Here is a 25,274-nt window from a genome sequence, read left to right as displayed (position 1 = left end):
TTGGGCTCAGAGGCGTTCGAGGATGGTGGCGATGCCCATGCCACCGCCGACACACAGGGTGGCCAGGCCGTAGCGCTGCTGGCGCACTTCCAGTTCGTCGAGCAGGGTGCCGAGGATCGCGCAGCCCGTGGCGCCGAGCGGGTGGCCCATGGCAATGGAGCCGCCGTTGACGTTGACCCGCGCAGCGTCGATGCCCATGTCTTTGATGAACTTGAGGACGACCGAGGCAAACGCCTCGTTGACCTCGAACAGGTCGATGTCTTCCACGCGCAAACCGGCCTTGGCCAGGGCTTTGCGCGTGGCCGGGGCCGGGCCGGTGAGCATGATGGTCGGGTCGGTGCTGGTGACCGCCGTGGCGACGATGCGCGCCCGCGGTTGCAAGCCCAGTTCGCGGCCTTTGGCCTCGGAGCCGATCAACATCAGCGCGGCGCCGTCGACGATGCCGGAACTGTTACCTGGCGTGTGCACGTGATGGATGCGTTCCACATGGCTGTAGACGCGCAAGGCGGTGGCATCGAAGCCCATCTGGCCCATCATCTCGAAGCTCGGCTTGAGCTTGCCGAGGCCTTCAAGGCTGGAGTCGCCGCGAATGAACTCGTCATGGTCCAGCAGCACGATGCCGTTTTGGTCCTGCACCGCGATCAGCGACTTGTTGAAAGAACCGTCCGCACGCGCCCTGGCCGCTTTCTGCTGGGAATGTAGGGCGAAGGCGTCGACGTCCTGGCGAGTGAAGCCTTCCAGGGTCGCGATCAAGTCCGCGCCGATGCCTTGAGGTGTGAAGTGACTGTGCATGTTCGTCTGCGGATCGAGCACCCAGGCGCCGCCATCGCTGCCCATGGGCACACGCGACATGGATTCGACGCCGCCGACCACCACCAGGTCCTCAAAGCCGGAACGCACTTTCATCGCGCCCAGGTTCACCGCTTCAAGGCCCGAAGCACAGAAACGGTTGATTTGTACGCCAGCGACGCTGATGTCCCAGTCCGCCACCAGTGCGGCGGTCTTGGCGATGTCGGCGCCCTGGTCGCCCACCGGGGTAACGCAACCGAGCACGATGTCGTCCACCTGGCGTGTGTCGAGGTCGCTGCGCTGTGCCAGCGCGGTGAGCAGACCCGCCACCAGGTTTACCGGCTTGACGCTATGCAGGGCGCCGTCGGCCTTGCCTTTGCCCCGGGGCGTGCGTATCGCATCAAAGATCAAAGCTTGGGTCATGACATCCTCGAACGCAGTGCGTGTGTGCCCCTACCTTAGGCCCGATTGACACGGTTTCAATGACGGATGCGCTCATTGCTTTTGACCCTCACGCTCGGACGAACGGTAGGGTGCTATGGGAAAGCGCGGGTTAATCGTTTTAGCGGTCTAGCCAAGGCATTGGCGCCAAGATGGCGATATGCCTCATGCCTTTTTAAGTAGAAATGCTGATTAGCTGATATTAAATGGATCTAAGCCACGCAGAACGAGGGCTCTAAGGTTCAATCAGTAAGAAGTTGCTGCCGGGTTTTGCTGGAGCAGCTGTAAGAAAAGCGACACGTCACGTTGCGATACTGAAATTGACCGGCACGCATTTGACGCTCAGGAATAACAACAAAAGGCAGTCAGCCATGTTCAAACATTCGAAAGTACGTCAGGCGGGACTTATTCTGTTCGCCACCACACTGATTCTGATCTTGCCCAATTTAACCAAGGTTATTGGGTGACGACTCGATCCTCACATTCCGTGCACACATTGCATCAGGACTGCAGCGTTTGGCAGCACCTGCCGGGACATTGCGTATAGCGGTCCTGTTGCAGGGGCTGTCTTTTTGCGTGCCGATTTCCGGTATCGTGGGCGCTATCGCCACTTCAAACCGGGCTCACACTTGAAACTGATCCTCGCCTTTCTCACCGCGCTGTTGGCCCTTCCCGCTGCGGCTGCCCAGTTGACCATCGACTTGGACCACGCCAGCAAAACCTGGCAGACCGAAGATCTGCTCAAGCATCCGGATGCGCAGACGGTGCATATCGTCGATGACGTTTCCTACAAGCGCGAGATGACTTATCGCGCGGTGCCGCTGGCGGCTCTGTTGCCCGGCCTCTCGCCGGAAAATCATCTGCAAGCCGTCGCCCTCGACGGGTTCGCCGCCGAGCTGACGGCGGCGCCATTGCTGCAAAAACACGGTGCCCGTGCCTGGCTGGCGGTGGAAGACCCGGCTCATCCTTGGCCCGCGCTCGCCGAAGGCAAGCCGAGTGCCGGGCCGTTCTATCTGGTGTGGACCGACCCGCAAGCCGGCAACATCAGCCCTGAGCAGTGGCCTTTCCAGATCTCCGGGATCAAGCAATTGAAGACGGTGGCCGAGCGTTTTCCGGCGTTGTTGCCTGACCCGAAACTCGCCGCGAATGACCCGATCAACCAGGGGTTTGCGGTGTTCCAGAAAAACTGCCTGGCCTGTCACCGCCTCAACGGCGCCGGCGATGCGCAGGTGGGGCCGGACCTGAATATTCCCTACAACCCTACGGAATATTTCAGCGGGGATTTCCTCAAGCGTTATATCCGTGACCCGCAGAGCCTGCGGCATTGGCCCCAGGCGAAGATGCCAGCGTTCGCGGCCAGTGTGTTGCCGGACGGTGAGCTGGATTTGCTGGTGGGGTATTTGAAGCATATGGCGGGGCGTAAGCAGCAGCCTTGAGCCTGGCAAAGACTCTGAAAACACCACCGCTCACTGCGGGAGCTGGCTGGCCTGCGATGGCGGTCGGTCAGTAACCCATTTACAGCTGACCCGCCGCTTTAGCAGGCCAGCCAGCTCCCACCTTTAATCTGCTTCGTTTTGAAGATTACTGCTGCTGCACCAGAATCACCGGCGTCGGCGCCACGAACACCTTGGCGTGCATCTGCTCATGCCCGCCGCCTCGGCGCATGCCGCGTACCGGGCAGGCATCCAGGTAATCCAGGCCCACCGCCAACTTTAAATGTCGCTCGGGCCGCGCCAATTGGTTGGTCACATCAAAGCTGTACCACGCGTCATCCAGCCAGGCTTCGGCCCAGGCGTGGCTGGCCAGGTGCGTGCTGTCTTCGGTGTACAAATACCCCGACACATATCGCGCTGGAATGCCCAGGCTGCGCGCGCAGGCCAGGAATGCATGAGTGTGGTCCTGGCACACGCCTACGCGCCCCGCAAACGCCGTGGCGGCGCAGGTGTCGACTTCAGTGGCGCCGGGCGTGTAGGCCATTGACTGGTTGAGCGCATGCATCAGGTCGATCAACGCAGAGCGGTCGCGGCGTTGACGGCAATGCTGGTGGGCAAAACCGCGCAACGCGTCGTCCGGCTCAGTCAGCCGCGTGCTGCGCAGAAACGGAAACGCCGACTGGCTTTCGTGCTCAGCCTCGCGCAACTCATCGATGTCCACTTGGCCACGCGCGCCGATGATGATGGCGTCGTGGGGCTCATCAAGGGTCAGCACATGCAGGATGTTGCCAAACGGGTCGACCTGCGCGCGCACCGGGCGCGGCAGATCGAGCTGCCAGCTGAGCACGTGCTGGCGTTCGCTGTCGTGGGGCGTGAGGCGCAGGTACTGGATGCTGGCGCGCACCATGTCTTCGTAGTGGTAAGTGGTTTCGTGGCTGATGGAAAGTCTCATGCCGCCTCCAGGTAGGAACTGTAGATGGCGTCGCCCAACTGGCGGACCAAAGGGATGAAGTCGGTCAGCCAGGCATGCAGGCCTTCCTCGAGAATTTCGTCGATGGCCGTAAAGCGCAGGCGCGCGTCCATCTCGGCGGCCAGGCGCTGGGCCGGGCGGCCATTGAGGCCGGGCAGGCTGGCAAGGATCTGGTCGATCTCCTCACTGCAGGCACGCAGCGAGCGTGGGACATCGGCGCGCAACAACAGCAGTTCGGCCACCTGCCGGGCGCCGGGGGCGTCACGGTAGATTTCGGTGTAAGCCTCAAACGATGACAGCGCGCGCAGCAAGGCACTCCACTGATAGTAGGCATGAGCCGTGCCGTCGCTGACCGCAGCGGCTTGGTCGCCGGCCATTTCGTAGCGCGCATCCAGCAGGCGCAGGGTGTTGTCGGCACGCTCGATGAAGGTGCCGAGCCGAATAAAGCGAAACGCGTCATTACGCATGATGGTGCCGTAGGTGGCGCCACGGAACAGGTGCGACCGCTCCTTGACCCATTCACAGAACCGGCTCATGCCGTAGCGGCTCAGCCCTTGCTGGGCGATATCACGAATATCCAGCCAAGTGGCGTTGATGTTTTCCCACATGTCGGCGGTAATTCGCCCACGCACTGCATGGGCGCTGGCGCGCGCGGCGCCGAGGCAACTGTAGATGCTCGCCGGGTTGGCCGCGTCCAACGCAAAGAAGTGCAGCAGGCGCTCGGCATGCAGTTCGCCGTGGTGCTCGTGGTAATCCTCCAAGGTGCCGGTGATCAGCAGCGGCATGGCCAATTCGTGCAGGCCATCACCGCGACCGTCCTGAGGCATCAGCGACAGCGAATAGCTGACATCAAGCATGCGCGCGAGGTTTTCCGCGCGTTCCAGGTAGCGCGACATCCAGTACAAATCCGAGGCAGTTCTACTCAACATGGCATCAGTCCTCGACCACCCAGGAGTCTTTGGTGCCGCCGCCCTGGGACGAATTGACCACCAGCGAGCCTTCGCGCAGGGCCACGCGGGTCAAGCCGCCGGGCACCACGCGGGTTTCCTTGCCGGATAACACGAACGGCCGCAGGTCGATATGGCGCGGCGCAATGCCGTTTTCGACAAAGGTCGGACACGTGGATAAACACAGCGTCGGCTGCGCGATATAGGCATGGGGCTTGGCTTTGATGCGGGCGCGGAAGGCTTCGATTTCCGCTTTTGTCGACGCCGGGCCCACCAGCATGCCGTAGCCGCCGGAACCTTGGGTTTCCTTGACGACCAGGTCCGGAAGGTTGGCCAGCACGTGGGACAATTCGTCGGGCTTACGGCATTGAAACGTAGGCACGTTCTTCAGAATCGGCTCTTCATCCAGGTAAAAACGGATCATCTCGGTGACGAAGGGATACACCGACTTGTCATCCGCCACCCCGGTGCCAATCGCATTGGCCAACACCACATTGCCCGAGCGATACGCCGCGAGCAGGCCGGGCACGCCGAGCATGGAGTCCGGGTTGAAAGCCAGTGGGTCGAGAAAGGCATCATCGAGGCGACGGTAGATCACATCCACGGCCTTGGGGCCGTCTGTGGTGCGCATGAATACGCGGTCGTCGCGCACGAACAAGTCGGCGCCTTCCACCAGTTCCACACCCATTTCCCGCGCCAGAAAGGCGTGCTCGAAAAACGCGCTGTTAAAGCGCCCCGGGGTCAGCACCACCACGCTGGGGTTATCCAGGGGGCTCGAGCTTTTCAGCGTGTCGAGCAACAGGTTGGGGTAATGGTCGATGGGCGCGATGCGCTGGGCGGCGAACAACTCGGGGAACAGGCGCATCATCATTTTGCGGTCTTCGAGCATGTAACTGACGCCGCTCGGTGTGCGCAGGTTGTCTTCCAATACGTAGTAAGTGCCGTCGCCATCGCGTACGAGGTCGACACCGGAGATGTGGGAATACAGACCGCGGTGCAGGTCCAGGCCCTGCATGGCCAACTGGTACTGCTCGTTGGCCAGCACCTGTTCGGCGGGGATGATTCCGGCCTTGATGATGCGTTGCTCGTGGTAGAGGTCGGCGAGAAACAGGTTCAGCGCCTTGACCCGTTGAATGCAGCCGCGCTCGACAATCCGCCACTCACTCGCCGGAATGCTGCGCGGGATGGTGTCGAAAGGAATCAGGCGCTCGGTGCCCTGCTCGTCCCCGTAAAGGGTGAAGGTGATCCCGGCGCGGTGAAACAGCAAATCGGCTTCACGCCGGCGCTGGGCCAGCAGTTCGGCGGGGGTTTCAGCTAACCAGCGGGCGAACTCGCGGTAATGGGGGCGGACCTGCCCTGCCCCGTCGTACATTTCATCGTAATAAGTGCGGATCATGCCGTACTCCTTGTCACCCGGGCGCGAGAACCGTCGCAAGGCCCGTGCCAGCGGCATAAACACTTAGAAATCAGTGAGTTGAATAACCTACGGGTTTCGCGCGCACCGTCCTGGTGCGTAGAACGCCCGCTGTCCTGTACCACGCTTCATCGCAATGCGGGCTTTGACTATCAACAGCATAGTCAGAGTTGATTTCACTGCCCGGTCACGCTTGCGGATAATCCCCACACCGGCTGACCAGGATGTTTCCTGAGATGTCAGCGAACCGCTCTTCCCTTTAGGCCACCCTGTTTGGGTGGTTTTTTTTGCGCGGTAGAAAGCCAAGAGCCCGGCTTGCCGGCGATCGCGACGTTAAAGACGCTATCGGCGGCAGGCCAGGCTCGTAGTGGGTGGCTATATTGAGGATGCGGTTGTGAGGCGTGCACAAACAAAATCGGCCGACCCAAGGGTCAGCCGATACGCTGTGTTGCTCATCGAATGCCGCTACATGGGTAACCCACGCACCTCCTGCTTGACGCCCCATCCCTCGATGATCCCGCCCAAAGGCTCGACCACTGCTTCAAAGTCTTGCTCGAAGTCTCCTATGCCGTCGTAGGTGGCGAACATGATTTTGCTCAGTTCCAGGTACCAGGCGCCATCATCGCGCGCGCTGACCTGGGCATTCAGGGATTCCCCACGAAATCGACCCGCAGCCCTGCGCGCCCGTTCCTCATCCGGGAAAATGGCGTAGAACTCGATGGGGTGAAACCGTGAGAAGTCGAAACCGCCTTCTTTCATGCGGCGCAGTACGTTGGTGCTGATGTCTTCTTGATAGGCTGTGCTCATGAAACGTCCTCCTCAAACTGATGGATAGACTTTCCGTGCTTCCCGAAGACCGCGCCCTGCTGGCGCGGGTGCTACGGCATTAACGACACCGCGGGAAAACAAGCATGTAGCTGACAAGACCAGACCTTAGCGATTCATTCGCTGATCTCGGTTGCAGAGTAGCGCGAAGCTATCACCTCCACCAGAGGCGCTTGAAGGGCATACAGGCAATGTTCAGGCGGCGGGCGAAATGTCGAGGATTTGAATACTGTTCTGGTCTTTCAGAATCTTGACCGTAGGCTCGGGTTTGCGCCCTTCCAAATCGTTCAGGTCAAGTTCGGCGGCCACTGGCACCAGCTTGTTACGAATCATGTGTGCCGCGTCTTCGAGGCTGGGCTTCTGGTCGCAGCTGAACTGCTCGACGGACTGAACGCCGTGATCATCAACGAAGGTAATCTGCCACTTTTGCATCGGTGCCTCCTCGATAAAACCCGTGTGTGGGCTTACAACTATCTGGACCTTGAGGGCTCGGCAAACGTTCCACTCAAGTCAGGAGGCACCTGATTAATGACACTTATTTTTCAGCGTGTTCTTTCAAGGCTTTCAAGGTGTTGAACGGCGCGTCCACCACAAACTTGTTGGCCAGCCACGATGGCACGCTGCCGCCTGGTTCGGTGTGCACCTGGTAGGTCACTTCGGTCTGGTTGTCGCCTTTTGGCACAAGCTTCCAGTAGCCGTCTACCTGGGCAACGCGCACGTAACCTTTTACTTCCGGCTGGTAAGTCGGCACTTCCAGCAATTTGCGGGTCACGGTGCCATCGGCGGCCTTGGACGTGGTGATTTCGAGGATCGAATCGCGGTCGGTCACCGGGAACGGTGCCTTGAACTGGGTGTAGGTCCAGCTCTTGTCGCCTTCGGTCTTGAGCAGTTTTTGCGATTTGCATTCGTGGATCCAGGAGCAGGCGCCGGCCACGTCTTCCTGCAGGGCCTGGATCTTGGCGACAGGCGCCTTGATCAGCGTCACACCGCGGTAGGCCTTGTATTTGGAGCCGGCAATTTCGCTCAGGGACACCTTGATACCGTCCTCGTCCTTGGCGACCTGCCAGTCCTCAGCCTGCGCCGTGGCAGCGAACAACACCGTAAAACCGCACAACACAGCCACTCGTTTCAGCGAACCCATTGTTGTATTCCTTATTGTCGAAGTTCCGATAGTAAAGCCCATCAAGCCGCCGTCATCTGCTCCCACCAGCCGATCAACCGGATCGCATCGGCCTGGTCGTTGCCACAGACATCCAGATCTGCCTTGAAATCACTGCACACCGCTGGGCGTTCCGGTTGGCCGAACAGCAGGCATAGCTGTTCGACCGACAGGTGCAGGCAGCGTTCGCCCGCGGGTTTGCCGTGAGGCATTCCCGGCAATGGCGAACTGATGGAGGGGGCAATGCAGCATGCGCCACAGCCTTCACGGCATTTCATGACCAACAGGTCCTCGACGACTCAATGTGGATGGCCGGGCTAGAGTACGCCCTTAAACAGCCGTTTTAAAATGGTCTAACAGGGGTTTTTCGCACAAAACAAAAGTGACTGACCAGTCTGCGACAGATGGTCGATGGGTGGCGTCACCTTTGCGCGGAAATTTATTGCTTGAATTCGAAATCCAGCGCCGCGCCTTCGATGTCGCGACGTTCGTCGTTACGCAACTGCAGCTTCATCTCGTTGCTGAGCAAGCGGCCGTTGATCTGGAACGCGCTGTTGTCGGAGGGTTTCTCGCCAAACATCGGCGGCAGCAAGGGCACGCTCTTGGGCTTGGGCAGGGTGCCAATGGGCTGCAAGTGCCTGACCATCTCATTAGGCAGTGTCAGGTCCAACTGTGCCGGTGGCAGTTTGGTCTGCGCCACTTCATGGGCTGACTTGGACTTGCTCGCGACGGGTGCGCGCTTTTTCACCGTGGCGGTTTTCTTTTTGGCCGCCGGGGCTTTTTTAGCAGGCGCCGGTTTTTTCGCGGGGGTGTCCTGCTCGGTACTGGCGGCGGGCTTGCTTTCAGACACCACAGGCGTTGCCGCCAGCACGGTGCCGACGTTACACAGGCTTAACAGGCCAACCACTACAGCAGCGCGAAAAATAGATGTCATATCGCCAACAGCATTAACGGCAGAGGGCCATATGCTCGCTTGTTGTGCGCGGCATGACAAGTCTGGTGATTAGCCCGCTATCGGTACTGTCCCCATTACACGCCTCAGCCACCGGCCTCAAAGCCCGGCTGCGGTTTCCTGGCACAGCTGGCTGGCGAGCATCCCCAAGGTCATCAGCGCCCGCTCTGCTTCGCGGTTCCACGGCGTGCCGCAGTTGAGGCGAATACAGTGGTTGAACTGTTCCGTATTACTGAAAATAACCCCCGGCGCAATGCTGATGCCCTGCTGCAGTGCGCGCACGTGCAGTTCCTGGGTATTGACCCGCCCCGGCAAACTGACCCACAGGATAAAGCCGCCGTTGGGGCGCGTCATTTGCGTGCCTTCCGGGAAATACTGCTGCACCGCCAGCTGAAACGCGCTGAGGTTCTTGCGGTACTCCTGGCGGATATAACGCAGGTGGCGGTCATACCCGCCGTTTTCCAGGTAGGCCGCAACGCCCATCTGGGTCACGCTGCAGGCCGAGTGGGTGCTGAACATCTGCAGCCGCTGGATTTCCTGCTGGTATTTGCCGGCAATCATCCAGCCGATGCGCACGCCGGGAGACAAGGTCTTGGAAAAGCTCGAGCAGTAGATCACCCGGTCGAGGCGGTCGTAGGCTTTCAGCGCCTTGGTGCGGCCCAGTTCGAACATCAGTTCGCCGTAAATATCGTCCTCGACGATCTGGATATCGAAATCCGAGGCCAGGCGCAGCAACTGTTTCTGGCGTTCCTCAGGCATGGTCGCGCCCAGGGGATTGCTCAGGCGCGTGGTCAGCACCAGGGCCTTGATCGACCATTGGTTGGCCGCCAGTTGCAAGGCCTCAAGGCTCATGCCGGTGGACGGGTCGCTGGGGATCTCGATGACTTTGAGGCCCAACAGATCGGCCAATTGCAGCAAACCGTAATAGGTGGGCGATTCGGCGGCGATCAGGTCGCCCGGACGGGTCAGCACGCGCAACGACATCTGCAACGCATCGACACAACCGTGGGTGATCACCACTTCGGAGGGGTCCACCACTACGCCGGCGTCGCGCATGCGAATCGCCACTTGGCGGCGCAATGGCTCAAAGCCCGGGCTGAACATGTAACTGAATGCGCGCGGGCTTTGGAAGCGGGTGACTTTGGCCAATTGCTGGTGCAGCGCCCGCACAGGAAGGTAATCCACACTCGGCACGGCGGCGCCCAATGGGAACACACCTTCGCGGCGCGACTCGACCAAGACTTGCTGGATGATGCTGCTGCGGGTGACCAACCCCGGGCGCTCGACCCGCGCGATGTCCGGCGTGGGGGCCGTCAACGCAGGTGTCTGGTGCACGTAATAGCCCGACTGCGGCCGCGCCCGGATCAGCCCCTGGTCTTCCAGGTTGGCATAGGCCTGTAACACCGTGGCGTGGCTGACGTTGAGCTGGGAGCTCATTTTGCGCACCGAGGGCACACGCTCACCGGGCTGATAGACGCCACGGCGGATGTCCTCAGCCAGTTGCTGGGCGATACGTTGGTAGAGCAACAGATTGGTCATGACGCAGCACTCGATTTCACGGGTATTTTATTTTTGTGTGAAACATACCGGCACAGTTTAGAAGTGTACGGGGACAGTTGCGAGAATAGTCGAGCGCGGGCGGCAGTGATAGAAAAAACTGTAAGGGGGTACCCCGAACAAAAATGTGGGAGCGGGCTTGCTCGCGAATGCAGTGTGTCAGCCACTGAAATGTTGACTGACCCAATGCATTCGCGAGCAAACCCGCTCCCACAGGTTGATCGGCGTCAGGCGTTAGCGGGCAGCGCCCAGCTGGCCCTTTTCATCGGAGAACACAATTTCCACCCGACGGTTCTGCGCGCGGCCACGTTCGGAGGCGTTGGCTTCGACCGGGTACTGGTCGCCATAGCCTTCGACCTGGATACGTTTTTCATCGATCCCCAGGTCCATCAGCACGTCGGCCACCGATTGCGCACGGTCGCGCGACAGCTTCAGGTTTTCCTGCTCGCCACCGGTGTTGTCGGTGTAGCCCTCGATGCGCACCACGCGCTTGGGGTTCAGTTGCAGGAACTGCACAATTTTCAACACCGTGCGGTTGGCCGAGTTTTCCAATTGCGCTTCGCCGGTGTCGAACAACACATCGCCGAGGGTCATCACCAGGCCGCGATCAGTCTGGGTGGTGGTCAGGCTGGCGATTTGCTCTTCGAGCCACTTGCCCTGTTGCTGCACGCTGGCAAGTTTGTTTTCGCGCAGCGCCAGCTGCAGGCGCTGGCGTTCCAATTCGAGCTTGGTGCCGCGCTCGGCGTTGAGGCCCTGTTCGGTGTGTTCGCGGGCGATCGCACTGTAACGCTGGCTCAGGTAAGCGTAATGCACCACGTCGGCACCGCTGCCCCAGTAGCTGGACAAACGATCGGCGCGCGCCAGGGACTCACCGGCGCGAATGACGTCCTTGGGTGCAAAGCGCAGCACATTGGCGTCTTCCTTGACCTTCTGGAAATCAGTGCCGGCCTGTTGCAAGGCCTGCTCGCTGTTCGGTTGGCTGGCGCAACCGCCCAGGGCGGCGCTGCCCAGCAGCACGACACAACTCAAACCACGGATCATCGGGCTCATTGGGCTTCTCCCAGCTGCAATTGCTTGCGCAGGCGGGTGATGCGGGTGTTGAGCACGCTCAGTTGCTCTTGGCTCTTTTGGGTCAGAATCTTGGCTTCGGCCAGACGCGCGTCCAACTCGGCTTGTTCGGCCCGCATGCGCGCATGCTTGTAGGACTCATCGGCCATGTCGGCCTTGGCCCTGGCGAACTTGTCTTCGGCCAGCTTCAGCTCAGGCGAGTCGTCGGCGCTGGCCCCCACGGCGCTGGCTTGTTCCAGGGCTTGCTGGGTGAGCCGTATTTGCTCATTCGGCGCAGGATCGGCTGCACATCCCGCCAAAGCAACAACGGCGAGGGCCGCGAAAAGAGGTCGAATAGTCACTGTAAATCCTTACTTTGCTGGGGTGCCGACGGGTTGCTGCAATTGCGCTTTCCAGCGCTCGAGGTTGCGCTGCATTGCTGCTTGCACCACACCGGACGCGGGCAATTCTGTCATCTTTTTGGCCAGCTGTCCGCGCAGCCACGGATCATTGCAGGCCGAGTTGTGGGAAATCGCCAGGTACAAGCCGGGCTGATCGACAGGCACTTCACGTGCGATCAGGTCATTGCTCATGCCCAGAGTCTGGGCCATGGCCATGCCCGAATAACGCCCGGCGAGCACGTAGTCCACTTCCCCCAGCAACAGTTTTTGAAAGGCCGGCGTCAAGGTGGGAAAGCGTTGCAGGTTGAGCTGTTGGCTGGCGAAGGTGTCAAAATCGGCACTCAAGCGCGCGCGTTCCGAGACTGCGCCCTTTTGGCCGTGCAGGTCGGCCGCCGTGGCATAGACCAGCGCCGAATCCTTACGGGTCCAGACCAGGTAGTCGATCCGCATCAAGGCTGGGTGGATGTAATCAAGGCTTTCCAACTCACCCAGGTTCAACGGCGCATCGGCAAGAATGTCCATGCGCCCGCTGCGTACTTCATCCAGGGCCAAGGCGCGTTTGCCACCATAGAGCAGGTCGACTTTAAGCCCCAGCTCTTTGGCCACTTGTTGCAACACATCGGCGGTGGCGCCGATCAGGTGCGTCGGGTCTTGTGGGTCACGCCATAGCAAAGGCGGCGCATCCGGGCTGCCGGTGATCACCAGGCGCTCACATTTGCCGGCGGCCAGCGCCAGGCTCGGCAGTAACGCCAATCCAAGGGTCAGTGCCAGCACTACGGGACGCAGATCCATGGCGGTTCTCCAGAATAAAAAGGGGCGCGCAAAAAAAAGCCCGGTCCAAAGACCGGGCTCTTTATAAGTGAAGCGGCTGGATTAGACCAGCTTCTCCAACTCGGGTACGGCTTCGAACAAGTCTGCCACCAGGCCGTAATCAGCCACCTGGAAGATCGGCGCTTCTTCGTCCTTGTTGATCGCAACGATCACTTTGGAGTCTTTCATACCGGCCAAGTGCTGGATCGCGCCGGAGATACCGACGGCGATGTACAGCTGTGGCGCAACGATTTTGCCGGTCTGGCCGACCTGCATGTCGTTGGGTACAAAACCTGCGTCGACGGCCGCGCGGGACGCGCCCACCGCAGCGCCCAGCTTGTCGGCCAGGGCGTACAGGTGCTTGAAGTTGTCACCGTTCTGCATACCACGCCCGCCGGAAACGACGATCTTGGCAGCGGTCAGCTCAGGACGATCCGACTTGGCCAGCTCTTCACCAACAAAGCTGGAAGTACCGGCGTCGTGGGCAGCGGAGACGGCTTCAACGGCAGCCGAACCCCCTTCAGCAGCCACCGGATCGAAACCGGTGGCACGCACGGTGATGACTTTTACCGACGCGTTGGACTGCACGGTGGCAATGGCGTTACCGGCGTAGATCGGGCGTTTGAAGGTATCAGCGCTTTCAACCGAGATGATCTCGGAGATCTGGTCAACGTCCAGCTGCGCGGCAACGCGTGGCAGGATGTTTTTGCCGTTGGAAGTAGCGGCAGCCAGGATGTGGCTGTAGCCAGCGCCCAGCTCTGCAACCAGAGGGGCAACGTTTTCCGGCAGCTGATGCGCGTAAGCGGCGTTGTCGGCCAGCAGTACTTTGCTCACGCCAGCGATTTTCGCTGCGGCTTCAGCCACGGCGCCAGCGCCTTGACCTGCGACCAGCACGTGAATGTCGCCACCGATTTTCGCAGCGGCAGCCACGGTGTTCAGGGTGGCCGGGGCCAGCACCTTGTTGTCGTGTTCTGCGATTACCAAGATAGTCATGATTAGATTACCTTCGCTTCGTTTTTCAGTTTCTCGACCAGTTCGGCCACCGACTTGACCTTGATGCCCGCGCTGCGTGCAGCCGGCGCTTCAACCTTGACGGTCTTGTTGGTGGAGGCGGTGGAAACGCCCAAAGCTTCTGGAGTCAGCGACTCAAGCGGCTTCTTCTTGGCTTTCATGATGTTTGGCAGGGACGCATAGCGCGGCTCGTTCAAACGCAGGTCGGTGGTGACGATGGCCGGCAGTTTCAGCGAAACGGTCTGTGCGCCGCCGTCGATTTCACGGGTAACAGCAACGCTGTCGCCGCTCACTTCGACTTTGGAGGCGAAAGTGCCCTGGCCATAACCGGTCAGCGCAGCCAGCATCTGGCCCGTCTGGTTGTTGTCGCTGTCGATGGCTTGTTTGCCGAGGATCACCATCTGAGGCTGTTCCTTGTCGACAACGGCTTTGAGCAACTTGGCAACGGCCAGGGAGGTCAGCTCTTCAGCCGATTCAACCAGGATGGCGCGGTCGGCGCCCAGTGCCAGGGCGGTACGCAACTGCTCTTGGGCAGTGGTAGGACCGATGGAAACCACGACGATTTCAGTCGCCACGCCTTTCTCTTTCAGGCGTACGGCTTCTTCCACAGCGATTTCGCAGAAAGGGTTCATCGACATCTTGACGTTAGCGAGGTCGACGCCGGAATTGTCCGCCTTGACGCGAACTTTCACGTTGTAATCGACAACGCGTTTGACAGCTACAAGAACCTTCATGGATTCCTCGTTACTCTCCGGTGAAAAGAAAGTCGCCTAGGCGAACCTGGCGGTTGATGCTCATCGGCACACAAGGGCACCTCCAAAAACGTCGGCGGATGACCTTGCTCACGGGAAATGATGACCGTTCGTCAGTGGTGACTGAGAGGTCATTCTTTATCGCGGCGTGTAAACTGCGCGCCATCAATGAAACGCGCGTCACCTGTTTTGCCTTGGCCCTGCTTTTGGACGTGCTCTTGAAACCTGCGGTATGCCTACGGTATGCGCAAAACCGACCGTATATTGACCGGAACGCCTATTCTGGTCAATACGCCAAAATAGCCAGTCATAAGCCGCGTTGCTTTGATTTACCTAGCTTCCAAGCAATTCAAACAAACGTTTGTATTGGACGCTGCCAGTGGTGTAGATATAATGCGCCACCTAGAGAGAAAGGTGGGTCATCGCGTGCTCCGAATGCAGTGATGACGGATGCGACACCGAACCTCCACCCATTAAAAAAAAAGCCTGTTGAGCCTTGAGTAGGAGATAGCCTGTGGAACGCGAATACATGGAATTCGACGTGGTCATCGTCGGCGCTGGCCCGGCAGGCCTGTCTGCCGCCTGCCGACTGAAGCAGAAGGCCGCCGAAGCCGGTAAAGAAATCAGCGTCTGCGTGGTCGAGAAAGGCTCCGAAGTCGGCGCGCACATCCTTTCCGGTGCGGTGTTTGAACCCCGCGCCCTGAACGAACTGTTCCCGGACTGGAAAGCACTTGGCGCCCCGCTCAACACGCCCGTGGTGCGCGATGACATCTATGTACTGCGCAGCCCGGAAGCCGCCACCAAGGTTCCCGACTTCTTTGTGCCCAAGACCATGCACAACGAAGGCAACTACATCATCTCCCTGGGCAACCTGTGCCGCTGGCTGGCCCAGCAGGCTGAGAACCTGGGTGTGGAAGTCTACCCAGGCTTCGCCGCTCAAGAAGCGCTGTTCGACGAAAACGGCGTGGTCCGCGGAATCATCACCGGCGACCTCGGCGTCGACCGCGAAGGCCATCCAAAAGAAGGCGTCTATACCCCAGGCATGGAGCTGCGTGGCAAGTACACGCTGTTCGCCGAAGGCTGCCGTGGCCACATCGGCAAGCAACTGATCCAGCGCTTCAACCTGGACAGCGACGCCGACGCACAGCACTACGGCATCGGCCTGAAAGAAATCTGGGAAATCGACCCTGCCAAGCACCAACCTGGCCTGGTGGTACACACCGCCGGTTGGCCGCTGGACATCATGAGCAACGAGAACACGGGCGGTTCTTTCCTCTATCACCTGGAAAACAACCAGGTGGTCGTGGGTCTGATCGTCGACCTGTCCTACAGCAACACGTTCCTGTCGCCATTCGATGAGTTTCAGCGCCTCAAGCATCACCCGGTGCTGGCCCAGTACCTGGAAGGCGGCAAGCGCGTCAGCTACGGCGCGCGTGCCTTGGCCAAAGGCGGCATCAACTCGTTGCCGAAGATGGTCTTCGAAGGCGGCGCCTTGATCGGCTGCGACCTGGGCACCATGAACGTGGCCAAGATCAAGGGCAGCCACACTGCGATGAAGTCCGGCATGCTCGCCGCCGACGCGGTGGCCGAACGCCTGTTCGCCGAGTCTGAAGGCGGCGACGAACTGACCAACTACGTCGACAGCTTCAAAGCCAGCTGGCTCTACGAAGAGCTGTTTGCCAGCCGCAACTTCGGCCCGGCGATGCACAAATTCGGCCCGATCCTGGGTGCCGGATTCAACTGGTTCGACCAGAACATCCTCGGCGGCAAAATGCCGTTCACCTTGCACGACACCAAGCCGGACTACGCCTGCCTGAAGCTCGCCAAGGACAGCAAGAAGATCGATTACCCAAAACCCGACGGCAAGCTGAGCTTCGACAAGCTGAGCTCGGTGTTCATCTCCGGTACCAACCACGAAGAAGAACAGCCGTGCCACTTGAAGCTCAAAGACCCGAGCATCCCGATCGGCACCAACCTGCCGCTCTACGATGAACCGGCGCAGCGCTACTGCCCGGCCGGCGTGTATGAAGTGATCACCAAGGAAGACGGCGAGAAGCGCTTCCAGATCAATGCCCAGAACTGCGTGCACTGCAAGACCTGTGACATCAAGGACCCTTCGCAGAACATTACGTGGGTGACGCCGGAAGGCGCGGGCGGGCCGACTTACCCGAATATGTAAGCCAGCTGCTTGAACAAAAAAGGCTCCCAAATGGGAGCCTTTTTTATGGGCAACATATATCAACTGTGGGAGCTGGCTTGCCTGCGATAGCGGAGTCTCAGTCAACCAATCTTTAGCTGACCCATCGCCATCGCAGGCAAGCCAGCTCCCACATTGAGCAAGGTGTGATCAGGCAGCCCGCTCTTCACCGGGGTTACGCAAAAAATAGCGCTTATATTCGCGACTGAACTGCGACGTACTCTGATACCCCACATTGTGTGCCGCCTGCGCCACACCCATGCCCTCCACCAGCAGCAACTGCTGCGCCTTGAGCAACCGCAACCGCTTCAAATACTGCACCGGCGACAACAACGTACAGCGCTTGAAATGCTCGTGAAACGTCGACGCGCTCATGTGCGCATAACCTGCCAACGTCTCGATATTCAGCGGCTCGGCGTAATGGGCATGCAGGTGATTCAACGACGTGGCGATGCGCGAAAACTGCCCCTGCTGCTCCACCAACGCCCGCAACACATCGGCCTGCGGCCCACGCAACGCGGTGAACAACAATTCGCGCACCCGCGCCGGGCCCATGATCCGGCTCTCCAGCGGATCGTGCAGGCACTGCAACAGCCGCTCGACGCACCCACGCATCGCATCATCGAGCACCACCGAACTCATCGATTCCAGCGTCTGCGCTGCCGGCGGCGGCCCGGCCTGAATGCCCATGGCCATGACCAACTCGCCCAGCACCACCCGATCAATACCCACCGTCACGCCATACAACGGCGCGTTCGGCAGGGCAAAGGTCTCGCATTCAAACGGCACCGGCATCGCCTGGATCAAATAATGCCCGGCGCCATACTCCAGCGTACGCGGGCCCAGGTAGGCGACCTTGCTGCCCTGGGCGACGATCATCAGGCTCGGCTCGTAGATCTGCGGGCCGCGCGCCACGTCGCAACTGGCGCGCAAGACCTGCACGCCGGGAAGGTTCGTCGGCGAAAATCCGTCGCAGGGCGTAAGCCCTTTTATCAAGGCCACCAACGTGGCGTTGGCGTCGAGATGGCGGGTCAACAACATGGCAAAAAACTTCGCGAAAAAGGGATGAGAGCATCATCGCAGGTCTGAGGGCACATGGATCCAAACAAGGGGCACTCCCGGACGAATAGGCATGAGACTCGGAGCAATCGCCATGGCCGCATTCAGGCGCGGCGCGGAGAATGCGCCGCCTCCCTAGTTATTCCTGCTGCGAGGTTTCCTCATGTATACCGCCATCGGTTATGCCGCCCAGTCGCCGACCACTCCCCTCGCCCCGATGTCCTTCGAGCGCCGCAGCCCGCGCGCCGATGACGTGGCCATCGAGATTCTCTACTGCGGCGTGTGCCACTCCGACATCCACCAGGCGCGCAACGAGTGGGGCATTGCCGTTTACCCGCTGATGCCGGGCCACGAGATCGTCGGCAAAGTCACCGCCGTCGGCGCCAGCGTCACCGCGCACAAAGTCGGCGACCTGGTCGGCGTAGGCTGCATGGTTGATTCGTGCCGTCACTGCGACGCCTGCCACGCGGACCTGGAGCAATACTGCCTCGAAGGCCCGACCATGACTTACGCCACCCCGGACCGGGTCGACGGCAGCAACACCATGGGCGGCTACTCCGACAGCATCGTGGTCAGCGAGCACTTCGTGGTGAAAATCCCGGCCAAGCTCGACCTGGCCAGCGCCGCACCGATCCTGTGTGCCGGCATCACCACCTACTCGCCACTCAAGCACTACGGCGTGAAAGCGGGCGACAAAGTCGGCGTGCTGGGCATGGGTGGCCTGGGCCACATGGGCATCAAGTTCGCCAAGGCGATGGGCGCAGAAGTCACGCTGTTCACCCGCTCCGCGAGCAAGGCTGAAGAAGGCCGTCGCCAGGGCGCCGATCACGTGATCGTGTCCACCGACGCCGAGCAAATGAAAGCCGCTGCCGGCAGCTTCGACTTCCTGCTCGACACCATTCCCGTGCAGCACGACCTGAACCCCTACCTCGACGTGCTGCGCTTTGACGGCGTGCACATTCTGGTCGGCCTGATCGAGCCGGTCGATCCGCCGGTCAACGCTGCCAAGCTGGTGCTGGGCCGTAAAGTGCTGGCCGGTTCGTTGATCGGCGGTATTGCCGAAACCCAGGAAGTCCTGGATTTCTGCGCCGAGCACAACATCACCTGCGACATCGAAATGCTCGACATCCGCCAGATCAATGAGGCTTACACCCGCATGATCGCCGGTGATGTGAAATACCGCTTTGTCATCGACATGGCGACCTTGAAGGCCTGATCAGGCCTTGGCGCCCAACTCCGCTGACAGCCGCGCTGCGACCTGTTTGATCACAGGGATCAGCTCGGCCATTTTTTCCAGCGGCATGTAGGGCACGGTACTGGCGATGCTGATGCCGGCGACGATTCGCCGGCTGGCATCGCGCACCGGTGCCGCCACACAACGGATCGACGGTTCGTTGTCTTCCAGATCGAACGCATACCCCCCCGCCACGTATTCGCGCATGCGCTGCTCGAACTGCGCCCAGGATTGCTCCGGGTGCTGCGGCCACTGCTGGCTCTTGCCACCGGCCGGAAGGCTGGCTTCATACAGGCGCTGCCACTCCTGCACCGAGTCGTCCAGCAACATTGCCTTGCCCACACCCGTGCGCGCCAGTGGCATGCGATGGCCCACCCGCGAGCGCATTTCCGGACCGTTACGGCCGGGATTCTTGTGCAGGTAAAGCACGTCGTCGTATTCGCGAATCGCCAGGTGGATGGTGTCGCCGGTCAGCGCCGACAACTCATCCAGATACGGCACCGCGAGGCTCACCAACGGCAATTCTTCACGGGCCTGGAAGCCCAACTCGATCAGCTTGGGCCCCAACAGGTAACCGACTTGCGGCACCACGCGCAGGTAACGCTCTTCCACCAGGCAACTGGCCAGGCGGTGGGTAGTGCTGCGGGTGGTGCCGATGCGCCGGGCGATCTCTTTCAGATCCCGCGCACCGGCCGCCACTGCCTGTACCACGCCCAGGCCACGCAACAGAGTCTGGGTGCCGGTGGGCGCGGCGTCTTTGACGGGGATGTGGGCGTTTTCCTGCATATCGGGCCTATTGGGAAGTACGAAAACGGCGCCATTATGGCAAATGCAGCCCTCCTGAACAGAGGAGATCCACTGTGGGAGCTGGCTTGCCTGCGATGAGGGCGTGTCAGCAGTAAACGTGCAGGCTGACACACCGCTATCGCAGGCAAGCCAGCTCCCACATTTTGATCTCCACAGGGCACGACTTTAGCGTTGCTTCATGCGGTCGATAATCACCGCCAGCAACAGGATCGAACCGCGGATCACGTACTGGTAAAAGGTGTCGATGTTCTTCAGGTTCATCGCATTCTCGATGATCGCCAAAATCAGCACCCCGGCAATCACGTGCCGGATCATGCCGATGCCGCCGCTCAGCGACACGCCGCCCAGTACACAGGCGGAAATCACCGTCAGCTCAAAGCCCTGCCCGATCATCGGCTGGCCCGAGGTCATGCGCGAGGCGAGGATCACCCCAGCCAGGGCACCGATCAAACCGTGCACGGCAAAGATGATGATCTTGGTGCGATCGACGTTCACCCCGGCCAGCAACGCCGCTTCCTGGTTGCCGCCGATGGCCATGGTGTTGCGCCCGTAGGTGGTGTAGTTGAGCAGCCAGCCGAAGAACACAAAGCACAGTACGGTGATAATGATCGGCACCGGCACGCCCATCAATTGGCCATTGCCGAACACGAAAAAGCGCTCGTCCATTACGCCGACGGCTTTGCCGTTGGAAAAGATGTAGGCCAGGCCGCGCACGATCTGCATGGTCGCCAACGTGGCAATCAAGGCGTTGATACGCAGCTTGGCGATGACAATGCCGTTGATCAGCCCCACCACCAGGCCCATGGCCAACGCCGCCGACACGCCGAGCACCACGCTGTCGGTGTCACGAATCACAATCCCCGCCACGACGCCGGCGCAGGCAATCACCGAACCCACCGACAAGTCGAAGTGCCCCGACGCCAGGCAGAACAACATGGTGCACGCAGCGATGCCCACCGTGGAAATCGCCAGGCCCAGCCCGCGCATGTTCAGCGGCGAGAGGAAGTTGTCGATAAACAACGCACTGAGCACAAAGATGCTCAACGCGGCGAGCAGCATCACCCAATCATCAAGAAACTTGCGCTGGTTAAAACCCGGCCAGAAGCTCTTTGCAGTTTTTATTTGCGACATCATTCACCTCGAATTCTTCAAGCCCGCGTACGCGGAAGTGCCAGTTGCAATAGCTGTGCTTCGTCCGCCTGATCGCGGTTCAACTCGCCGGTCAGCACGCCTTCGCTCATCACCAGGATGCGGTCGGAGATGCCCATGACTTCCATCAAGTCGCTGGACACCACGATCACCGCGATGCCGCTGGCGGCCAGGTTGTGGATGATCTGGTAGATCTCCGACTTGGCGCCGATGTCGATGCCGCGCGTCGGCTCATCGAGCAGCAGCACCTTCATCGGCATCGACAGCCAGCGGCCGAGAATGGCCTTCTGCTGGTTACCGCCGGACAGGTACATGATTTTCTGCTCGGCGTTTGGCGTTTTGACTTTCATTGCCTTGATTTGCTGGTCGGCGTTGCCCTTCTCCCAGCCCTCGCGCAGCAGCCAGCCAAAGGTGGCATGGGCGCCGCGTGCGCTGATGTTGATGTTCTCGGCGACGCTGGACAGCGGGATGATGCCTTCCTTTTTACGGTCTTCCGGGCACAGCAGCACGCCCGCATCGATGGCATCACGCGGCGAGCGCAGGTGCAGGGTTTCACCAAAGAGCTGCAGCTGACCGGCGGTGGAGCGCGTTAATCCGCTCAGCAGCCGAAACAACTCGGTACGCCCCGCGCCAACCAACCCGAACAGGCCGAGAATCTCGCCCTTGTGCACCTCAAGGCTGACCGCTTCGCGCAGGCCCGGGCCCAGCAGCCCCTCGACCCTGAGCGCCACCTCGCCGCGCTCACGCGGGCGGTAGTCGTAGATGTCCTGAATATCCCGGCCGACCATACACGTTACCAATTGGTCGTGGGTCAGTGTGGCCATGTCGTCAAAGGTGCGCACAAAGCGGCCGTCCTTGAACACCGTCACCGCGTCGCAGATGCGAAACACCTCCTCCATACGGTGCGACACGTAGAGCACCACTTTGCCCTCGTCGCGCAGGCGCGTGATGATCGCCATCAAACGGTCGATCTCACGCGCCGACAGACTGCTGGTGGGTTCGTCGAAGGCAATCACATGGGCGCCACGCGACAATGCCTTGGCGATTTCCACCAGCTGACGCTGGCCCAGCGACAGCCGGCCGAGCTTCTCCTGCGGGTCGATCTCATCGGCCAGGCCTTTGAGACACGCCAGCGCCTGCTTGCGCAGCAGCCCGCCATTGACCACGCCAAAACGCGACGGCAAATGCCCGAGGAACAGGTTCTCGGCCACGGTCATTTCCGGCACCAGGTGCAACTCCTGGTGGATCACCGCGACGCCGTTGGCAATGCTGTCGGCGGCAGACTTGAAGTCCATGGTCTGCTCGCCGATCTGCACCGTGCCGCTGCTCGGAATGTAGGCGCCACCGAGGATTTTCAGCAGGGTCGATTTGCCCGCGCCGTTCTCGCCCATCAGCGCGTGCACCGAGTGCGGCCGCGCTTCAAAGCTGATCTGCGCCAAGGCTTTGACCCCAGGAAATTCCTTGCCGATGCCGTTGAAGCGCAAGGCCGCGCCGGTCATTTCCACAGACCGATTTTGCTCAACTCTTCCTTGAAGTTGGCGCGGGTGATCAGGGTCACGTTGTCCAGGGCGGTGAACTTGGCCGGCTCAGTGCCTTTGGTCACCCACTCGAACATCGCCGTGGCGGTTTTGTAGCCGGAAGCGTCCGGGCTCAGCAGCATCGAGCCGTAGAAACCGGTGTCTGATTTCTTGAGTTCTTCGATGGCATCGGTGCCATTGATGCCCACGCCAATCACGTTGGCCGCCTTGAACCCGGCGCTTTCGGTGGCGCGCACGCCGCCAAGCACGGTGCTGTCGTTCATGCCGCCGATGATCAGGTTTTTCGCGGTGCCCGGCAGTTTCACCAGTGCCGAGTTGGTCGAATCCATACTGCCCGGCACGTCGAGGGTTTTCTGTGCGCTGAACAGGATGTGGTCGGCGGGCAAGCCGGCGGCCTTGAGGCCTTCTACCGAACCGTCGGTGCGTTTCTTGCCGGTTTCCAGCTCATCAAAGGTGTTGATGACGGCGTAGGTTTCCTTCCAGTCCCAGTTGCGGTGCTTGGCTTCGGTGGCCATGGCTTCGCCTTGTTTCTGGCCGATCTTGTAGGCGTCCAGGCCGACGTAAGGGACGTCTTCCATGGGCTTGCCTTTGGCGTCGACGAAACGGTCATCCACCGCCAGCACTTTCAAGCCGTTGAGCTTGGCCTTGGCCATGATCGCCGGGCCCAGTGACACGTCCGGCGGGCAGATCACAAAGCCCTTGGCGCCGTTGGCGGCGAGGGTGTCGATGGCCGACAGGGTTTTCTCGCCATCGGGCACGGCGATCTTGATCACGGTGAAGCCCTGGTCCTTGCCGGCCTTTTCGGCGAAGGCCCATTCGGTCTGGAACCAGGGCTCTTCTGCCTGCTTGACCAAAAAGCCAATCTTTACCTCTTCGGCAGACACGAAGCCGCTGAAGGCTGCGGCGAGCGCCAGGGCGCCGAGTGTTTTCTTGAACATGAACCACCTCTTCTTGTTATCGAAAAATTTTAGTCGTGGTACATCACAGAACGCCCGCCATCGATCATCAGGCAGGTTGCGTTGATAAAGGGCGCCTCGTCAGTCGCCAGGAACAGCGCCGTCATCGCCACCTCGACCGGCTGGCCGATGCGCTTGGGCGGGTGCAGGTCGAACGCGCGTTGGCGCTCGGCATGCGGGTCGGGGAAACCGTTCCAGTAATCAACATTGAGCTGGGTTTCGATATAGCCCGGCGCGATGGCATTCACGCGGATGCCCTTGGGTGCGTATTCGACGCCGAGCGCGCGGGTCAGGCCGAGCAGGCCGTGCTTGGCGACCGGGTAGGGAAAGCAGCCGGGGATGATGTGGCTGGAATGGGTGGAGGCGATGTTGATGATGTTGCCGATGCCCTGCTCGATCATGTGCGGCAGCACCGTACGGCAACCGTACCAGGCGCCGTCGAGGTCGATGGCAAAGCAGCGGCGCCAGTCTTCGTCGGTCATCTCCAGCGGGTCACGGAACACATTGACGCCGGCGCAGTTGACCAACACATCCACACGGCCAAAGCGCTCGATGGCCAGGTTGACCAGCGACTGCCATTGCTCTTTGGACGTGATGTCGACGGCCTGCGCGACAATGTCGGCACCGCGTTCGCGCCAGTGGGCGGCGACGCTCTGGACCTTTTCAGCCTGGATATCCGCGATCACCAGACGGGCCTGCTGGGCCTGGAAGCAGGCGACAATCGCCTCGCCAATGCCTTGAGCGGCGCCGGTGATGATCACCACTTTGTTTTTCAGCCGCTCACCGTAGGTGGGTTCCGGCACGGCGGGTAATGACAACGGTTGGGGCTGCATCGCTTCACCTGTTTTATTTTTGGTAGTGAGTGCTGATGCAGGCGACTATAAACCCATCTTTTGAAATATCTCAATATATAAATTTGCATCCCATATATTGAAACAAAGCCTGAAAAATGCGGGCGTGCGGGTTCTTGGGAATGCGGTGCGTCCAGAGGTGGATGGTTGGCTGGAGGAGTGCCATCGCGGGCAAGCCCGGCTCCCACAATTGGGCTGAGGTGGATGCGGAATTTTGCTCTGTCGCTCATTAGTGGGGGAGCTGGCTTGCCTGCGATGGCGGTGGGTCAGGCGGCTTGGTTGGGGCAGATACACCGCCTTCGCGGGCAAGCCCGCTCCCACATTTGGATTGAGGTGGGTGCGGAGATTTTGGTCTGCCGCTCATTAATGTGGGAGCTGGCTTGCCTGCGATGGCGGTGGGTCAGGCGGCTTGGTTGTTACTGATACACCGCCTTCGCGGGCAAGCCCGCTCCCACATTTGGATTGAGGTGGGTGCGAAGATTTTGGTCTGTCACCCATAAAGGTGGGAGCTGGCTTGCCTGCGATGGCGGTGGGTCAGGCGGCTTGGTTGGGGCAGATACACCGCCTTCGCGGGCAAGCCCGCTCCCACATTTGGATTGAGGTGGGTGCGGAGATTTTGGTCTGCCGCTCATTAGTGTGGGAGCTGGCTTGACTGCGATGGCGGTGGGTCAGGCGGCTTGGTTGGGGCAGATACACCGCCTTCGCGGGCAAGCCCGCTCCCATCTTTGGATTGAGATGGGTGCGGAGATTTTGGTCTGCCGCTCATTAGTGTGGGAGCTGGCTTGACTGCGATGGCGGTGGGTCAGGCGGCTTGGTTGGTGCAGATACACCGCCTTCGCGGGCAATCCAGCTCCCACATTTGGATTGCGCTGGGTGCGTAGATTTTGGTCTGTCACCCATAAAGGTGGGAGCTGGCTTGCCTGCGATAGCGGTGGGTCAGGCGGCTTGATTGTTACTGATACACCGCCTTCGCGA

24 protein-coding genes are annotated in these 25,274 nt (G+C 60.4%); 3 read left to right on the top strand and 21 right to left on the bottom strand.

Annotated features, from left to right (window positions below):
- Positions 1 to 6: 6 nt before the first annotated feature.
- A complete protein-coding gene (locus AACV02_RS22270) occupies positions 7 to 1,212 on the bottom strand; it encodes an acetyl-CoA C-acetyltransferase (RefSeq protein ID WP_119742044.1) in 1,206 nt (401 codons plus the stop codon).
- Between the two features lie 647 nt (positions 1,213 to 1,859).
- Here AACV02_RS22270 and AACV02_RS22265 point away from each other — a divergent pair.
- On the top strand, positions 1,860 to 2,666 hold the full coding sequence (locus AACV02_RS22265) for a c-type cytochrome (protein ID WP_119742817.1): 807 nt from the start codon (positions 1,860 to 1,862) through the stop codon (positions 2,664 to 2,666).
- 145 nt (positions 2,667 to 2,811) lie between these two features.
- On the opposite strand, the gene AACV02_RS22260 is transcribed toward AACV02_RS22265, so the two are convergent.
- From AACV02_RS22260 to AACV02_RS22195, 14 genes are all read right to left on the bottom strand, one after another.
- The gene (locus tag AACV02_RS22260) at positions 2,812 to 3,615 is read right to left on the bottom strand and encodes a transglutaminase family protein (protein WP_119742042.1); all 804 of its coding nucleotides are present in this window, start codon (positions 3,613 to 3,615) and stop codon (positions 2,812 to 2,814) included.
- On the bottom strand, positions 3,612 to 4,562 hold the full coding sequence (locus AACV02_RS22255) for an alpha-E domain-containing protein (RefSeq protein ID WP_119742040.1): 951 nt from the start codon (positions 4,560 to 4,562) through the stop codon (positions 3,612 to 3,614). The genes AACV02_RS22260 and AACV02_RS22255 overlap by 4 nt, the downstream gene beginning before the upstream one ends.
- Positions 4,563 to 4,566: 4 nt before the next feature.
- On the bottom strand, positions 4,567 to 5,976 hold the full coding sequence (locus AACV02_RS22250) for a circularly permuted type 2 ATP-grasp protein (protein ID WP_119742038.1): 1,410 nt from the start codon (positions 5,974 to 5,976) through the stop codon (positions 4,567 to 4,569).
- A gap of 483 nt (positions 5,977 to 6,459) precedes the next feature.
- A complete protein-coding gene (locus AACV02_RS22245) occupies positions 6,460 to 6,801 on the bottom strand; it encodes a ribonuclease E inhibitor RraB (RefSeq protein ID WP_003193463.1) in 342 nt (113 codons plus the stop codon).
- 213 nt (positions 6,802 to 7,014) lie between these two features.
- Positions 7,015 to 7,251, bottom strand: coding sequence for a hypothetical protein (locus AACV02_RS22240; protein ID WP_106576196.1), 237 nt, complete (start codon positions 7,249 to 7,251; stop codon positions 7,015 to 7,017).
- Positions 7,252 to 7,354: 103 nt separating this feature from the next.
- The gene (locus tag AACV02_RS22235; RefSeq protein ID WP_106576195.1) at positions 7,355 to 7,960 is read right to left on the bottom strand and encodes an START domain-containing protein; all 606 of its coding nucleotides are present in this window, start codon (positions 7,958 to 7,960) and stop codon (positions 7,355 to 7,357) included.
- Between the two features lie 41 nt (positions 7,961 to 8,001).
- The gene (locus AACV02_RS22230; RefSeq protein ID WP_083357231.1) at positions 8,002 to 8,256 is read right to left on the bottom strand and encodes a YkgJ family cysteine cluster protein; all 255 of its coding nucleotides are present in this window, start codon (positions 8,254 to 8,256) and stop codon (positions 8,002 to 8,004) included.
- A 161-nt stretch (positions 8,257 to 8,417) separates the two neighbouring features.
- On the bottom strand, positions 8,418 to 8,912 hold the full coding sequence (locus AACV02_RS22225) for a translation initiation factor 2 (RefSeq protein ID WP_119742036.1): 495 nt from the start codon (positions 8,910 to 8,912) through the stop codon (positions 8,418 to 8,420).
- Positions 8,913 to 9,029: 117 nt separating this feature from the next.
- A complete protein-coding gene (locus AACV02_RS22220; protein ID WP_106576193.1) occupies positions 9,030 to 10,469 on the bottom strand; it encodes an aminotransferase-like domain-containing protein in 1,440 nt (479 codons plus the stop codon).
- Positions 10,470 to 10,721: 252 nt separating this feature from the next.
- Positions 10,722 to 11,537: an OmpA family protein gene (locus tag AACV02_RS22215; RefSeq protein ID WP_106576191.1), complete on the bottom strand. Its 816-nt coding sequence runs from the start codon at positions 11,535 to 11,537 to the stop codon at positions 10,722 to 10,724.
- Positions 11,534 to 11,896: a DUF4398 domain-containing protein gene (locus tag AACV02_RS22210; protein WP_119742034.1), complete on the bottom strand. Its 363-nt coding sequence runs from the start codon at positions 11,894 to 11,896 to the stop codon at positions 11,534 to 11,536. The genes AACV02_RS22215 and AACV02_RS22210 overlap by 4 nt, the downstream gene beginning before the upstream one ends.
- A 9-nt stretch (positions 11,897 to 11,905) precedes the next feature.
- Positions 11,906 to 12,727, bottom strand: a complete 822-nt coding sequence (locus tag AACV02_RS22205; RefSeq protein ID WP_119742032.1) for a substrate-binding periplasmic protein — start codon at positions 12,725 to 12,727, stop codon at positions 11,906 to 11,908.
- 81 nt (positions 12,728 to 12,808) lie between these two features.
- A complete protein-coding gene (locus AACV02_RS22200; protein WP_053257535.1) occupies positions 12,809 to 13,738 on the bottom strand; it encodes an electron transfer flavoprotein subunit alpha/FixB family protein in 930 nt (309 codons plus the stop codon).
- Between the two features lie 2 nt (positions 13,739 to 13,740).
- A complete protein-coding gene (locus AACV02_RS22195; protein ID WP_119742030.1) occupies positions 13,741 to 14,490 on the bottom strand; it encodes an electron transfer flavoprotein subunit beta/FixA family protein in 750 nt (249 codons plus the stop codon).
- 532 nt (positions 14,491 to 15,022) lie between these two features.
- Here AACV02_RS22195 and AACV02_RS22190 point away from each other — a divergent pair.
- A complete protein-coding gene (locus AACV02_RS22190; RefSeq protein ID WP_119742028.1) occupies positions 15,023 to 16,687 on the top strand; it encodes an electron transfer flavoprotein-ubiquinone oxidoreductase in 1,665 nt (554 codons plus the stop codon).
- Between the two features lie 168 nt (positions 16,688 to 16,855).
- Here AACV02_RS22190 and AACV02_RS22185 read toward each other — a convergent pair whose 3' ends face one another.
- Entirely contained in the window at positions 16,856 to 17,746 is an 891-nt protein-coding gene (locus AACV02_RS22185; protein ID WP_106576185.1) for an AraC family transcriptional regulator, read from the bottom strand.
- A gap of 181 nt (positions 17,747 to 17,927) precedes the next feature.
- Between AACV02_RS22185 and AACV02_RS22180 the strand changes: the two genes are divergently transcribed.
- Positions 17,928 to 18,980 carry an NAD(P)-dependent alcohol dehydrogenase gene (locus tag AACV02_RS22180; protein ID WP_106576183.1) on the top strand — a complete coding sequence of 351 codons (1,053 nt, stop codon included), beginning with the start codon at positions 17,928 to 17,930 and terminating at the stop codon, positions 18,978 to 18,980.
- On the opposite strand, the gene AACV02_RS22175 is transcribed toward AACV02_RS22180, so the two are convergent.
- The 5 genes from AACV02_RS22175 to AACV02_RS22155 form a co-directional block, all read right to left on the bottom strand.
- Positions 18,981 to 19,784: an IclR family transcriptional regulator gene (locus AACV02_RS22175; protein ID WP_106576182.1), complete on the bottom strand. Its 804-nt coding sequence runs from the start codon at positions 19,782 to 19,784 to the stop codon at positions 18,981 to 18,983.
- 186 nt (positions 19,785 to 19,970) lie between these two features.
- Positions 19,971 to 20,936, bottom strand: coding sequence for an L-arabinose ABC transporter permease AraH (gene araH / locus AACV02_RS22170; protein WP_106576704.1), 966 nt, complete (start codon positions 20,934 to 20,936; stop codon positions 19,971 to 19,973).
- Positions 20,937 to 20,953: 17 nt separating this feature from the next.
- On the bottom strand, positions 20,954 to 22,453 hold the full coding sequence (gene araG / locus AACV02_RS22165) for an L-arabinose ABC transporter ATP-binding protein AraG (protein WP_119742026.1): 1,500 nt from the start codon (positions 22,451 to 22,453) through the stop codon (positions 20,954 to 20,956).
- The gene (locus AACV02_RS22160; protein WP_106576180.1) at positions 22,450 to 23,430 is read right to left on the bottom strand and encodes a substrate-binding domain-containing protein; all 981 of its coding nucleotides are present in this window, start codon (positions 23,428 to 23,430) and stop codon (positions 22,450 to 22,452) included. The genes araG and AACV02_RS22160 overlap by 4 nt, the downstream gene beginning before the upstream one ends.
- A 29-nt stretch (positions 23,431 to 23,459) precedes the next feature.
- The gene (locus AACV02_RS22155) at positions 23,460 to 24,281 is read right to left on the bottom strand and encodes an SDR family oxidoreductase (protein WP_119742024.1); all 822 of its coding nucleotides are present in this window, start codon (positions 24,279 to 24,281) and stop codon (positions 23,460 to 23,462) included.
- Between the last annotated feature and the right edge of the window lie 993 nt (positions 24,282 to 25,274).

The sequence above is a fragment of the Pseudomonas sp. Larv2_ips genome, from assembly GCF_963879675.1.
Taxonomy (GTDB): Bacteria; Pseudomonadota; Gammaproteobacteria; order Pseudomonadales; family Pseudomonadaceae; genus Aquipseudomonas.
Note: the sequence above shows the minus strand (reverse complement) of the source record. Positions and strands in the feature narration are given on the sequence as shown.

Coding starts and splice junctions, on each gene's coding strand:
- AACV02_RS22185 (WP_106576185.1), bottom strand. CDS start 17,746: ATGTTGTTGACCCGCCATCTCGACGCCAACGCCACGTTGGTGGCCTTG.
- AACV02_RS22245 (WP_003193463.1), bottom strand. CDS start 6,801: ATGAGCACAGCCTATCAAGAAGACATCAGCACCAACGTACTGCGCCGC.
- AACV02_RS22230 (WP_083357231.1), bottom strand. CDS start 8,256: ATGAAATGCCGTGAAGGCTGTGGCGCATGCTGCATTGCCCCCTCCATC.
- AACV02_RS22225 (WP_119742036.1), bottom strand. CDS start 8,912: ATGACATCTATTTTTCGCGCTGCTGTAGTGGTTGGCCTGTTAAGCCTG.
- AACV02_RS22255 (WP_119742040.1), bottom strand. CDS start 4,562: ATGTTGAGTAGAACTGCCTCGGATTTGTACTGGATGTCGCGCTACCTG.
- AACV02_RS22200 (WP_053257535.1), bottom strand. CDS start 13,738: ATGACTATCTTGGTAATCGCAGAACACGACAACAAGGTGCTGGCCCCG.
- AACV02_RS22160 (WP_106576180.1), bottom strand. CDS start 23,430: ATGTTCAAGAAAACACTCGGCGCCCTGGCGCTCGCCGCAGCCTTCAGC.
- AACV02_RS22155 (WP_119742024.1), bottom strand. CDS start 24,281: ATGCAGCCCCAACCGTTGTCATTACCCGCCGTGCCGGAACCCACCTAC.
- AACV02_RS22250 (WP_119742038.1), bottom strand. CDS start 5,976: ATGATCCGCACTTATTACGATGAAATGTACGACGGGGCAGGGCAGGTC.
- AACV02_RS22260 (WP_119742042.1), bottom strand. CDS start 3,615: ATGAGACTTTCCATCAGCCACGAAACCACTTACCACTACGAAGACATG.
- AACV02_RS22195 (WP_119742030.1), bottom strand. CDS start 14,490: ATGAAGGTTCTTGTAGCTGTCAAACGCGTTGTCGATTACAACGTGAAA.
- AACV02_RS22215 (WP_106576191.1), bottom strand. CDS start 11,537: ATGAGCCCGATGATCCGTGGTTTGAGTTGTGTCGTGCTGCTGGGCAGC.
- AACV02_RS22220 (WP_106576193.1), bottom strand. CDS start 10,469: ATGACCAATCTGTTGCTCTACCAACGTATCGCCCAGCAACTGGCTGAG.
- AACV02_RS22235 (WP_106576195.1), bottom strand. CDS start 7,960: ATGGGTTCGCTGAAACGAGTGGCTGTGTTGTGCGGTTTTACGGTGTTG.
- araH (WP_106576704.1), bottom strand. CDS start 20,936: ATGTCGCAAATAAAAACTGCAAAGAGCTTCTGGCCGGGTTTTAACCAG.
- araG (WP_119742026.1), bottom strand. CDS start 22,453: ATGACCGGCGCGGCCTTGCGCTTCAACGGCATCGGCAAGGAATTTCCT.
- AACV02_RS22240 (WP_106576196.1), bottom strand. CDS start 7,251: ATGCAAAAGTGGCAGATTACCTTCGTTGATGATCACGGCGTTCAGTCC.
- AACV02_RS22175 (WP_106576182.1), bottom strand. CDS start 19,784: ATGCAGGAAAACGCCCACATCCCCGTCAAAGACGCCGCGCCCACCGGC.
- AACV02_RS22180 (WP_106576183.1), top strand. CDS start 17,928: ATGTATACCGCCATCGGTTATGCCGCCCAGTCGCCGACCACTCCCCTC.
- AACV02_RS22270 (WP_119742044.1), bottom strand. CDS start 1,212: ATGACCCAAGCTTTGATCTTTGATGCGATACGCACGCCCCGGGGCAAA.
- AACV02_RS22205 (WP_119742032.1), bottom strand. CDS start 12,727: ATGGATCTGCGTCCCGTAGTGCTGGCACTGACCCTTGGATTGGCGTTA.